At 39.4% G+C, this 12,938-nt stretch carries 12 protein-coding genes; 9 read left to right on the top strand and 3 right to left on the bottom strand.

Translation table 11 applies throughout. The features are described from left to right. The first annotated feature begins 47 nt into the window (after nt 1-47). The 5 genes from FGD67_RS17195 to FGD67_RS17175 all read left to right on the top strand — a co-directional run bounded on the left by FGD67_RS17195 (nt 48) and on the right by FGD67_RS17175 (nt 5,501). The gene (locus FGD67_RS17195; protein ID WP_257172293.1) at nt 48-749 is read left to right on the top strand and encodes an ABC transporter ATP-binding protein; all 702 of its coding nucleotides are present in this window, start codon (nt 48-50) and stop codon (nt 747-749) included. A gap of 36 nt (nt 750-785) precedes the next feature. Beyond that, nucleotides 786-2,096, top strand: a complete 1,311-nt coding sequence (locus FGD67_RS17190; RefSeq protein ID WP_257172292.1) for an ABC transporter permease — start codon at nt 786-788, stop codon at nt 2,094-2,096. Between the two features lie 27 nt (nt 2,097-2,123). Next, nucleotides 2,124-3,338, top strand: a complete 1,215-nt coding sequence (locus FGD67_RS17185) for an ABC transporter permease (RefSeq protein WP_257172291.1) — start codon at nt 2,124-2,126, stop codon at nt 3,336-3,338. Between the two features lie 127 nt (nt 3,339-3,465). Beyond that, nucleotides 3,466-5,127 (top strand): amidohydrolase, encoded by a 1,662-nt coding sequence (locus FGD67_RS17180; protein WP_257172290.1) that lies wholly within the window; start codon nt 3,466-3,468, stop codon nt 5,125-5,127. A 2-nt stretch (nt 5,128-5,129) separates the two neighbouring features. Then, nucleotides 5,130-5,501, top strand: coding sequence for a VanZ family protein (locus FGD67_RS17175; protein ID WP_257172289.1), 372 nt, complete (start codon nt 5,130-5,132; stop codon nt 5,499-5,501). Nucleotides 5,502-5,572: 71 nt separating this feature from the next. On the opposite strand, the gene FGD67_RS17170 is transcribed toward FGD67_RS17175, so the two are convergent. Beyond that, nucleotides 5,573-6,535: a diguanylate cyclase gene (locus FGD67_RS17170; RefSeq protein WP_257172288.1), complete on the bottom strand. Its 963-nt coding sequence runs from the start codon at nt 6,533-6,535 to the stop codon at nt 5,573-5,575. A gap of 2 nt (nt 6,536-6,537) precedes the next feature. After that, nucleotides 6,538-7,680: a response regulator gene (locus FGD67_RS17165; protein WP_257172287.1), complete on the bottom strand. Its 1,143-nt coding sequence runs from the start codon at nt 7,678-7,680 to the stop codon at nt 6,538-6,540. Between the two features lie 205 nt (nt 7,681-7,885). On the opposite strand from FGD67_RS17165, the gene tpx reads away from it, so the two are divergent. The 3 genes from tpx to FGD67_RS17150 all read left to right on the top strand — a co-directional run bounded on the left by tpx (nt 7,886) and on the right by FGD67_RS17150 (nt 10,263). Then, nucleotides 7,886-8,521, top strand: coding sequence for a thiol peroxidase (gene tpx / locus FGD67_RS17160; RefSeq protein WP_373567791.1), 636 nt, complete (start codon nt 7,886-7,888; stop codon nt 8,519-8,521). Nucleotides 8,522-8,843: 322 nt separating this feature from the next. After that, nucleotides 8,844-9,311: an Hsp20 family protein gene (locus FGD67_RS17155; protein ID WP_257172286.1), complete on the top strand. Its 468-nt coding sequence runs from the start codon at nt 8,844-8,846 to the stop codon at nt 9,309-9,311. Between the two features lie 157 nt (nt 9,312-9,468). Continuing rightward, on the top strand, nt 9,469-10,263 hold the full coding sequence (locus FGD67_RS17150) for an ABC transporter substrate-binding protein (protein ID WP_257172285.1): 795 nt from the start codon (nt 9,469-9,471) through the stop codon (nt 10,261-10,263). 116 nt (nt 10,264-10,379) lie between these two features. Here FGD67_RS17150 and FGD67_RS17145 read toward each other — a convergent pair whose 3' ends face one another. After that, on the bottom strand, nt 10,380-11,717 hold the full coding sequence (locus FGD67_RS17145; RefSeq protein WP_257172284.1) for an amidohydrolase: 1,338 nt from the start codon (nt 11,715-11,717) through the stop codon (nt 10,380-10,382). Between the two features lie 431 nt (nt 11,718-12,148). On the opposite strand from FGD67_RS17145, the gene FGD67_RS17140 reads away from it, so the two are divergent. Further along, complete coding sequence (locus tag FGD67_RS17140) at nt 12,149-12,937, top strand: SDR family oxidoreductase (protein ID WP_257172283.1); 789 nt, start codon at nt 12,149-12,151, stop codon at nt 12,935-12,937. Nucleotide 12,938 lies beyond the last annotated feature (1 nt).

Here is a 12,938-nt window from a genome sequence, read left to right as displayed (position 1 = left end):
TTAACAATAGAACAGAAAACTGTTCATTAGATACAAGGGAATTAGCTATGTTGATCATGAAAAATATTAATAAAATTTTCCAAACTGCAGATATTCAAACCCATGCGTTACGCGACTTTTGTTTACAGGTCAACGAGGGCGACTTTGTCAGTGTAACTGGGCCTTCCGGCTCAGGAAAAACAACTTTTCTGAACATTGCAGGATTGTTAGAAACTTATAGCAACGGCGAGTTCTTATTAGATGGCGAAGATGTCGGTAAACTCAACGACAATGGCCGTTCGCGGATGCGAAATGAAAAAATAGGTTTTATCTTTCAAGGTTTTAATTTAATTCCTGACCTCAATCTTTACGACAATGTTGATGTTCCGCTACGTTACCGTGGTTTTAATGCCAAAGAGCGTAAGCGTCGCATTGAACAGAACCTTGAGCGTGTTGGCCTTGCATCTCGTATGAAACATTTACCAAGTCAGCTCTCAGGCGGACAACAACAACGTGTCGCCATTGCACGAGCTTTAGCTACCGACCCAAGGTTTTTATTAGCTGATGAGCCAACAGGGAATTTAGATTCTGAGATGGCACAAAGTGTCATGAGTTTACTTGAAGACATCAATCAACAAGGTACCACCATCATTATGGTGACGCATGATGCAAAATTAGCGCAACGAGCTAAACGAACCATACAAGTGAAAGACGGAAAAGTCAGTGAGTTAGGATGCGTTGACTCACAACTTAAACAAGCCATTGCTTAAGATAATCAAACGCTAACGTACAAAAAAAGGACACATATGTTTAGTTATTATTTACGACTCGCTTGGATAAGTATTCTCAGACACTGGGGCTTAAGTCTATTAATGATTTGTGCCATCGGTTTAGGCATTGGTGCCGCCATGACGACTGTTACCGTAAACTATTTAATGTCAGCAAATCCGATCCCAGAAAAAAGCGCGCAATTATACTATGTTCAACTCGACAGTTGGGATGTTAACGATCCGTTTAATGACGGTTTAAGCCCTCCAGATCAGCTAACGTATACTGACTCCACTAACTTGATGCGCACGAAACAAGCTTTTCGCCAAAATGTGCAAGCTCAAGCTTTTGGTGTTATTGAGCCTGACGATCCTGAAATTCTGCCATTAATTGTTAATGGCAGAGCCAATTCAGCGGACTTTTTCCCAATGTTCAACGTACCTTTCATTTATGGCAGTGGTTGGTCAAACGAAAGTGATGACAGTAAAGAGTTGGTTGTAGTGCTGAGTAAAGAAACCAATGACAAACTTTTTGGTGGCACAGACTCGGTTGGTCAGTCAATTAAGCTTGAAGGTAACATGTTTCGAGTAGTGGGTGTCATTGATACTTGGCAACCCAAACCGCGATTCTATGACATAACCACCGGAGCATTTAATGACTCTGAAGATATTTTTGTGCCCTTTCATTTAATTGCCGACGAAAAAATATCGCGCTCAGGCAATACCAATTGTTGGAAACCAAGCGGAGATGGCTTTCAAGCTTTTCTAGCATCCGAATGTATTTGGACACAATTTTGGGTGGAATTAAAAACTGAACAAGATAAAGCTGATTACCAGCAGTTTCTCAATGCTTATGTACAAGAGCAGAAACAATTTGGTCGTTTTCAACGCCCGCTTGATAATCGCTTAAGTCATGTAATGCAATGGCTAGAATCACAAGAAGTAGTGGCTGATGACGCGCAAATGATGATGGCGATGTCATTGATGTTTTTACTGGTTTGCTTACTTAATACCGTTGGTTTATTACTGGCAAAATTTTTAGGTAAAGCACCAGAAATAGGGTTGCGACAAGCCTTAGGCGCCAGTAAGCGTACATTATTCAGCCAGTACATTATTGAATCTGCATGTATAGGCATATTAGGCGGCATTCTGGGTTTAATACTCGCTTATATCGGCTTAAAAGGCGTAGAAGGTCTTTATGGTGATTATATGAAAGGACTCGCAAGCCTAGACACTACCATGGCCATGTCTGCCGTAGTATTGGCACTGATATCCACCATATTCGCCGGCATATATCCCACTTGGCGTGCATGTAATATTCAGCCCGCTCAACAACTGAAAAGCCAATAAGCTTAGTAGATAAAGTAGGAAATGATTATGTTAGAAACAGGACTGATACTGCGTGCATTAGCACGTAATAAAATCGGGGCATTGCTTATCGCGTTGCAAATAGCATTAACCATGACCATTATGGTTAATGCAATATTTATGATCCAAGACCGTCAGCAACAAATGCAGCGCAAAAGCGGTTTAGATGAAGCCAACAGCTTTTATCTTACCAATACCGTTTTTGGTCAAAATTATAATATTCAAGCACACTTACAAACCGACCTACATACTATTCGTAACACCCCTGGTGTTGTCGATGCTATCCAAATCAATGCCATCCCTTTAAGTAGCAGTGGTTGGTCGATGGCCTTACAACACGAGTCCGGTGAAGATAAAGATGCTGTAGGCACAGCAATATACATGGTTGATGATCATGCCATTAACAGCATGGGCTTAACCTTGATTGCGGGTAGTAATTTTACGCCAGAAGACGTTGAATTACGTAAAGAAGGACAATCAACTTGGCCAGCAAAAACCATCATCACTCAAGCTTTTGCAGAAAATTTATATCCTGATAACTGGCAATCTGCTGTTGGAAAAACCGTTTATATATCACAAACACAACCAATACAAATTATCGGCATTATCGAGGCATTACAAGCACCATGGAATGGCTGGAATGGCGTTGAGCGTAGTATGTTAGTGCCCTTTCAACGCGAATCTAAAGGTAGTTATTATTTTATTCGCACCGAAGCAGGACGTCGTGATGAGTTAATGCCAGTAATTGAAAAAGCCTTAGCCGAGAACGATAAAGAACGTATTATTCGTCGGGTAACAACGGTTGAAGACACCCGCGAGCGTAGCTATCGTCAACATAACGCTACTAATAAAATCTTAACCACGGTAGTGATAACCTTAACCTTAATTACCGGTTTTGGCATTGTTGGGCTTGCTATTTTTAGTATCAATCGTCGTACGAAGCAAATAGGTACTCGCCGAGCTCTTGGCGCGACCAAAGGACAAATAATGCGCTACTTTATGATGGAGAACTTCATTATTTCAACGTTTGGCATCATTATTGGTTGCTTTGGTGCCGTTGCACTGAATATGTGGCTAGTTAACACTTTTAACTTATCGCCTATCAGTTTTCAGTTAGTCGCTTTTGGTGTTATCACGCTGTTTATTGTTGGGCAATTAGCTGTGCTATATCCGGCACGAAAAGCCGCAATGATCGCGCCAGCAACGGCAACCAGAACGATATAAACAATAACGTTCAAATTATAAGGGCCCTATCGGGCCTTTTATTTTTTCCTTACAACATGCCGCATTTTTACCAAAACTAAAGTTTTCATTGTTTTTCATGCTAATATTCAAAGAAAAAGGAAGCCTGATGAAAACCTTATCCTACGCAATAAAAGCCGTACTATTATTAGCGGCAATAAGCCCGACAATAGTTTTAGCAAAAACCACCTTAATTAAAAATATTCAAGGCTATACAATCACCAACAATGCCTTGGAGCGCTTTACCGCTATTACTTTTACTGACGATAAAATTGATCAGCTTTACACTGGGGCAGACCCACTACCCACAAGTAAAAATATAAACATTATTGATGGCCAAGGAAAAACCTTACTCCCTGGTTTGATTGACTCCCATGGCCATATCTTAAACTACGGCTTAAGCTTACTACGCGCAGACTTAGTTAATAGCATTTCAGAACAAGATGCGGTTAATAGAACCTTTAGCTATGCAAAATCCAACACTGAATTAACCTGGATACAAGGCCGGGGTTGGAACCAGACACAATGGCCGAGTAATACTTTTCCCAGCGCCAAAAGTTTAGATGTTTTATTTCCAAATCAGCCGGTTTGGTTAAAGCGTATTGATGGTCATGCCGGTTGGGCCAACTCAAAAGCTATGGCGATAGCTGGCATCAATAAAGCCACCTTATCACCTGAAGGTGGTGAGATTATCAAAGATGAAAATGGTCTCCCTACGGGGGTTTTCATCGATAATGCTATGGCACTTATTGACAACAGTATTGCTCCACTTAGTATCAAACAACAAAAGCAAGTATTAATCAAAGCCATGGATTCACTGGCAAGTTATGGCCTAACGAGCGTGCATGATGCCGGTATTGATACTGATAATTTAAATGCTTTTAAAGAACTTAGCCAAGAAAATGCCATGAGTATTAGGGTTAATGCCATGTTGTATTTACCGTCAGCTAATTGGCAAGAAACCTTAACAAAAGGCCAATTCCGCAGTAAAGACGATATGTTCACGTTCAACAGCGTAAAAATTCAAGCTGATGGTGCGCTAGGCAGTCGTGGCGCGGCACTCATTGAAGATTATTCTGATCATTCGGGTCATAAAGGCCTATTACTAAACACACCAAAAGAGTTTCAACAGCTAGTTAACACCTCAATGAAGCTGGGTTTTCAAGTGAATAGCCATGCCATTGGCGATAATGCAAATAAATTAGTACTCGATACTTATGAAGCGCAAATTAAAGCAACTGACACCAAAGCGCTTCGACACCGTGTTGAACATGCACAAGTATTGCGATTAGAAGATATTCCAAGGTTTTCAGAGCTTGGAGTCATTGCAGCCATGCAGGCAACACATGCCACTAGTGATAAAAACATGGCTCAAGATCGAATAGGCCCAAGTAGAATACTAGGTGCTTATGCTTGGAGAAAACTGCTTGCTGCTAATGCGATTATTGCGGCAGGTTCAGATTTTCCCGTGGAGTCACCCAACCCATTTTATGGCTTACATGCTTCGATTACTCGCCAAGATCATAGTAATAGCCCGAAAGATGGATGGTTTGCTGATGAAAAAATGACACCACTAGAAGCTTTTAGAAGCTTTACCTTAGATGCTGCTTATGCCGGTCATCAAGAACAAATCATTGGTAGTCTTGCCACAGGTAAAAAAGCAGATTTTGTTTTACTAGAGCAAAATTTATTTACCATGCCTGAGCAGGATATTTGGAAAATTACCGTCAATAAAACCTGGGTAAATGGCAAATTAGTATATAAAAAATAATTATGGTGCTTTCAATAACAAACTTTATTAAACAATTTTGGCAAGCAATAACGGTGATTATTTTAATATTAATCACCGTAGGCTCATTATTTCCGGTCGAACATCTGCCGGCAGCACCCGGTAGCGACAAAACCCATCATTTTATTGCCTACTGCGCCTTAATGCTCCCCACGGCATTACGTCGTCCTAAATACTGGCTAGCATTTGCCTTGTTTTTTATCCTATGGAGCGGATTAATCGAGTTAATTCAGCCCTATGTTAATCGCTATGGTGAATGGTTAGATATGCTGGCAAATACCGGTGGCGTATTTTTAGCGGTAATAATAGCGCAAGCCATATTGTGGTTGGCACCGACAAAGCATCAAGGTGCTTAAATTGGTCTTTGAAATGAAACATGATTTTTTAAAGTCAATTAAAAAGCCCTTACGGGCTTTTTTTGTTTTCTTTATGATTTTTTATGTACGGTGACCCTATTACGGCCATTTTCTTTTGATTTATATAAAGCATCATCAGCATGTTCAAGCCAATGTGATACCGTACTAAATGATGATTCAACCTCTGCAATACCTAAGCTAATGGTATATTTAATTTCAATATCATTATAAATAACCACAGATTCTTCAACTGTTTTACGCAGACGTTCAGCAAAGACAACCGCATCATCAAGAGCAGTATCAGCTAATAGCACGACAAACTCTTCCCCCCCATAACGCCCTGAGATATCAGTTTCTCGTACTTGTTCACGGATAAGCTTTGCTAAATGGCGTATAACATCATCCCCTACCAAATGGCCATAACTATCATTAACCGCCTTAAAGTGGTCAATATCTAGCATCACTAAACTGCTTGAGTGTTGGCTACGAGCATAGCGCTTAAACTCAGCTTCAAGGCAATGCTGCCAATGGTTACGATTGAACAATTGCGTCAAACCATCGGTTTGGCTCAAAATAGCTAAATCAGCATTAACTTTTTCTAACTGTTTCTTATGAGTGGCATTATCTGTAACATCGTAAACTAACAAGCATAAGTGAGAAACTTGCCCCGTTGTCGACATCAAAGGAATAAAGGTGGTGTTCTGATACATAAAGTCAGCGGTACCGGTGATCGGGCGATAGTTATTAAACTTAAAAACATATGGGCGTTGTTCCCAAATAGTAAAAGCTTTGTTCTTTAATAAAAAGACCGACTCTGCTTTACGACGAAACCAGTCTTCAGGGATCTCATCAAAAAGATCAAATAATACTTGGCCTTTAACCTCACGTGGCAACAAGCCACTATGGTTTTCCATAAAACCATTCCATATTTGAATACTATAATCACGATCAAGTACGACCAAGCCAACATCAATGGTATGGAGCATTTCCATTAACCAATGTAATTCATTTAACTGTTCTGTTTGCATTGACATGATTAATCCAACAAATAAGCAATTTTATTATTAAGGGTAGTGACTGACTCTTCAGTAAAGAGTAATAACAGTTCACATTTAATTGGGTAATTTTCGATACTATAGCTAATTTCTATCGCGAGAGTTTTTTTCCACTTATTGGTATTCGTGGCAATTAATTCAGCAATTTTTCTATGTTGTCCTAATACAACTGGATGGCCTTGGCTAAATGACATATCAAGTTGTGCAGAAATACCACTTAAACAAGCACCAATCAGTAAATTAGCTAAATCCATTAGTAGCTCTAATTCAATATTATTATCAAGTGCTTGATCATATTTCATTAGTGATGCGACATCTTTAAAACTTGAATCATTAAGAATAAGTAATGCCTCTCCTGAGATCCCAGCCCCGATAAACCCTTGGCAGATACCAGAGGTTTTCTCTTTACTTTCAACATCTGAAAGTGCCATGGTTAGTTCGCTAACTTCAATAAAATTAACATTAGGGATTGGAAGAACAACAAAAACATCCAGTAAACGCGCCAGTAGATCGCCGGCTCGTCCCATCGCAACATTTGCAATTTCTTGATAACAATCAAGCATATCACTATCAATTTTAATCGTTGATTGCTCAGGCTTATCCAGTTCTTCAAGCTTAATTTTATCTTTAGCCTGCTCTACTTTCGTCTCAGGGGCCAGTACCGATATAAGGTCATCGTTTACCGAACTAATGCTTTTAAGCTCAGAAGCTTGGGCTTGGGCTTGGGCTTGGGCTTGGCGAATAATAAGATCATTTTTATTAAATACCCCATAAGTAGTTAATATTTCAGTGAGCTTATTTTTATCGACTGGTTTTTTAATGAAATCTAAAGCACCTAAACTTTTCACCCGTTGATGTGCTTCTGGCTGAATATCACCAGATATAACAATAACTAAGGTTGGCAAGTCTTGTTGCAATATTGTTTCTAATACTTGATAGCCATCCATTTCTGGCATGTTTAAATCAAGCAACAGTACATCGCCTTTACCTTCCTTAATTGCCGCTATTCCCTCAACACCATTACTGGCAAAAGTTATCTCGACATCCCAACCATCAGGGAGTGAGCGCGCGACTTGTTTTCGCGCCATATTGGAATCATCACAAATGAGTAAAGCTGTTGGCATAGAGGAAAAACCCTAGGTTGCTATGTAAAAAGAGTGTTCAATCGATTTTCCCAGCAAGATATATTTAGCAATACATACGCTCGATAGGTAATGGCGCTATTATAATCAAAAATAGTACCATTTTAAAAATAAAACACCTTTTATTCGCATTTTTTATTACACAAAGGTAAGCTTGAACAATATTTTACCCTCAGTAAACTATCTAATGATGAATATTTCAAAACTACCGACAATTATACTACTTAGCGCGTTATTTATGTTTTCGGCTTCAGCCGAAGAGCTAACAGAAACCACCAATTTAGTGATGGCAGGCAATAAGTTCGTTACCTTACTTGGTAATCAAGTAAATTTAGGCGATATCGCACCTAATTTTAAAGTAGTCACTGAGTCATTTTCTCCGGTAACTTTGGCCGAATTTAAAGATAAAGCCGTATTAATTTCAGTCGTGCCGAGTTTAGATACTGGTGTTTGTTCTATTCAGACTAAACGCTTTAATGAAGAAGTCACAAATTTACCCACAGATGTAGTTATGCTAACCATTAGTAACGACCTACCTTTTGCTCAAAAGCGATTTTGTAAAACCGAAAAAGTCGAAAATATAAAAGTTTTATCTGATGCCGTATGGCGTAGTTTTGGCCAAAATTATGGCTTGCTGATTAAAGATATGGGCTTGTTAACTCGGGCAATATTTATCATAGATACTGATGGCAAAATTGCTTATAAAGAATTAGTCAGCAATATTTCTCAACACCCAGATTACGACACCGCTTTAACAAAATTAAAATCATTAAGTCAGCTAGTAGCACCTACTGAAGATGCAACGATAGAAGCATTAAATTAACTATTTAATGCTGCTATAACACAATAAGAGCTAATACAAACATTGGCTCTTACTACTAAAAAATACACTCACAAAAACAATAACTTAAAAATAATATTTGATTTATTTTAGCATTTCTCTTGAATTTAAATCCATCAATCCCATCTTTAATAGTGTAGTCGCCAATAGGGTCTACATTAACCGCCTGTTCAATATTGAAAGGCATTTTAACACTCTGAGCATTATAAATTTCAGATGTATTAATTCGCAGCATAAGCTGGTTTTAGCATCACGAACTATTGACAGAGACAACATATTGCTAAACTTTAATAGGATATGAATTATGCGTACAACTACAGATTTCAGCCCACTTTACCGCTCATTTATTGGCTTTGATCACTTAGCTGGATTAATCGATAAAGCTTCAAGAGCAGACAAACAATCTTCTTATCCTCCGTATAACGTTGAGTTACTCGCGGAAGATCAATACCGTATAACCATGGCAATAGCTGGGTTTGCAGAAGAAGAGCTTGATATTGAATCAAAGCAAGACACCCTTATTGTTACAGGTACAAAATCGAGTGATAGTAACAATACAGAACGTAAGTTTTTGCATCAAGGCATTGCCGAGCGCAACTTTGAACGCAGATTTCAATTAGGCGACCATGTAAAAGTCATCGGGGCTTTTATAAAACATGGTTTATTACACATAGATTTAGAGCGAGAAATACCGGAAGCGTTAAAGCCAAGAAAAATAGCTATTAATGGTAAAAGCCTTATGCAGCCAAAAGGCATAGAGCAAAAGAGTTAAGGCTATTATGTAATTACTTCCCTCCTTTATTTTGCCCAGTCTTTGACTGGGCTTTTTTTTTATGATTAACTGCTGTTGGTACTGATTAACGATGTATTTGCTAAATACTCTAACGATAACTCGCTATAATCTGCTCGTTTACGATTATTAAAGCTTAATGCCAAGGGATTTTTGTTTGTTCAGAACAGTCAAAAATAAACTCATCAATAGTTTTGTGTTATCGGTAATATTTTTTTGCAACAGTGTGGTTTCAGCAAATATAAATATTGTGACCGAGCATTTAGCCCCTTTTCAAATCGTCAATGGCAAAAACATTGCTGGCTTATCAACCGAGATAATTAAGGCGGTGTTAAAAGAAGCAAAGCTTCCTTATAGTTTAACTGCTAACCCTTGGTCATTGTCATATAACAGCGCATTGCACGAAAAAAACAGCTGTATTTATTCGCTTGCACATATCCCACAACGTAAAGCACTTTTTCAATGGATTGGTCATATTGCTACAAGTACTGCTTCATTATATGCTTTAAAAAGTAACAAAATTGTAGTCACCAATTTGACACAAGCCAAAAATTATAAAATTGCCGTCATAAAGGATGATGTTAGCCATCATTTCTTATTATCAAAAGGCTTTGTAGAAAATAAAAATCTTTATGTGATGAATAACTACGATTCACTACTAAAGTTACTCGAAATACCCAGTAGACAGATTGATTTAGTCGTACTTAATGACGACCTGTTGAATAATAGAGTGCAGAACTCAACCGAAGCAGCTAAATACAAAAATCAACTTTTTTTAAAAGAGTTGGCATTAGATTTTTACTTTGCATGTAGCTTAAATACGGACAAAAGCACCGTCAATATCCTGATCAATGCCATGAAAAAATTAGAGCAAAGGGGTGAAATTACGGCTATTAAAAATAAATGGCGGCCAATGATGATTAACCTTATTTAATCATCAGGCAAGCCTGACACTTACAGCAAAATAACAGAATAATCACCAGAGCAGCGCGTAAAACCTGTTTACGCGCTTAAATACAATGCCCTTATATTTGTAATCCCTCACTTACTTCACTTTGCCATCACATCCAATAAAGCATGAACCGTGGCTTCAACACCCGACTTAATCGCTGGTTCAGGGGTAATTTTAAATTGTGGACTATGGTGACTAGGCACGGCTGCACCACCGGCTTCTGCACGTTCAAAGTCTGCTTTTGGTGTGCCGCCCACTTTAAAGTAAACGCTAGGAATATAAGGATCCGAGGTGAAAAAACCAAAGTCTTCCGCGCCCATACCGGTTTCAGCGGGCTCTAGTAATGCATCAGCCCCCATTTTTTCACTCAACACACCTTTTAAACGTTTAGCGAGCTTTTGATCATTGAAAGTCGGAGGGAAAGAAAATTCACTTACCACCACTTCAGGCAAATTATCTTCTGCGATACCCGCCGTACGAGCGGTGCCAATGGCAACGCGTTTTATCGCCGATAATAGTTGCTCACGCACTGCTGGCGTTAAACTCCGTACCGTTAGCTGTAATTTAGCTTGGTCTGAAATAATATTATGCTTAGTGCCGGCATGAAATGCACCGACGGTAATAACACCGGCATAACGTGGTGCTAATTCACGACTAATAATAGTTTGCAGGTTATTAACAATTTGCGCGCCGATCACGATAGGATCCTTGCCTTGATGCGGCGATGCGCCATGCGCGCCAATTCCGTGCACCGTTATATCAACAGTATCTGCTCCAGCATAAGGCGAGCCTTCATCAACAATAATTTTACCTGCTTCTGAGTTGGCACTAACGTGAAAAGCAAAAGCGTAATCCGGTTGGCCAAAGCGTTGCCATATGTTATCGGCCATCATTGCCGAAGCGCCAGGGCCTTTTTCTTCAGCTGGCTGCCCTATCAGCATTAAAGTACCTGACCATTTATCTTTATTTTCAGCCATATAACGAGCTGTTCCTACAAGGCTGGTGATATGAACATCATGGCCACAAGCATGCATAACACCGACGGTTTCGCCATTCCAATCTTGCATTTTAACTTTTGAAGCATTCGCCAAGCCTGATTGCTCAACAACCGGTAAGCCGTCCATGTCAGCTCGCACCATCACCATAGGGCCAGCGCCGTTTTTCATAATTGCAACAACACCGGTACCACCAACCCCATGAGTCACATCAAAACCGACCGCTTTGAGTTCTTGGCCTAAACGTTTTGCCGTTTTAGTTTCCATTAATGATAATTCTGGATTGCGATGGAAATGATCCCATAACGGCGCTAAATGCTGCTGATAATCTTTAGCAATATAGTCTGTTGTAGCTTGCTCAAATGCTAAAACGGTATTCGGGATAAACGATGATATTGCCAACGTTGAGGCAATTAAAACAGCAAGTGCTTTACGATTCATTTCAGGCTTCTTATGTGGTTTATTATGGTGAACTTAATTTACCTAGCCTGAGCGTTAATGTCTTGCTGTTTTCGTTAGTCTGTATGCATTCAACGATAAGTAACGTTAATTATTGATCATTTTTTGCTTAAGTTTCACTATATATCTGCTGATAGTTAGTTCGATTATTCACTGCATAATGCTTCATCAAATAGTACGTACAATAGCCATTTCGCCTATTGAATATGCGACTACAGCACTATTTGCTTACTTATTGATTTATGAATCTCGGGGATAAGATTTTTTTAACAACAAATAAAGCTCAATAAATTAGCGGCAATTAAAGCTGACAACAACTGAGGTTATTGGGCTAATTTTTGTCAAGATTTTACTGACATTAAATTTTCTATTATGCTAAAAAAGTGTCTAAAATAAAAACAATAAGGTCAGTCATGGATATTAATTTAGCCTCTAAGAGAGCATTAGTTTGTGGTAGTAGTCAAGGCATTGGGCGCGCTTGTGCAATAGAGCTTGCCAATTTGGGTGCCAGTGTGACGTTATTTTCACGCAACCTTACTAGGTTAGAAAGCGTGAAAAATGAACTGTGCACAACACATGGTCAACAACACCAAGTGCTTATTGCTGATTTTTTTCAGCCAACAGAAGTCAATCGCATTATTCTTGACGATGTTGCGGCAAATGGTGGTTATGACATTCTGATCAACAATACCGGCGGTCCAGCGCCCGGTCCAGCAAATACAAGCGATGTTAGCGCCTTTATTGAAGCGTTTAATTTACACCTAGTGACCAATCATCATTTAGTACAAGCATTGTTACCAGCAATGAAGAAAAAGCAATATGGTCGTATCATTAACGTTATCTCTACTTCAGTGAAACAACCTATTCCTGGCTTAGGCGTGTCAAATACTATTCGTGGTGCTGTGGCGAGTTGGTCAAAAACACTGGCCAATGAGCTTGGCGCTTTTGGTATCACGGTCAACAATGTATTACCTGGCGCAACCGCAACCGCAAGATTAGACGCCATTATTGCTGGTAAAGCGAAAAAACAAGATATCTCGATAGAGCAAGCAATCATCAACGAAAAGGCCCAGATCCCAATGCGCCGTTTTGCAGCGCCTGAAGAATTTGCCGCCGCAGCGGCGTTTTTAGCGTCGCCGGCAGCCGGTTATATTACCGGAATTAACTTACCCGTTGATGGCGGTCGCACCAGCTGTTTGTAGA

It is taken from the genome of Colwellia sp. M166 (assembly GCF_024585285.1).
Lineage (GTDB): Bacteria > Pseudomonadota > Gammaproteobacteria > Enterobacterales > Alteromonadaceae > Cognaticolwellia.
This window is presented reverse-complemented; position numbering and strand designations above follow the sequence as displayed.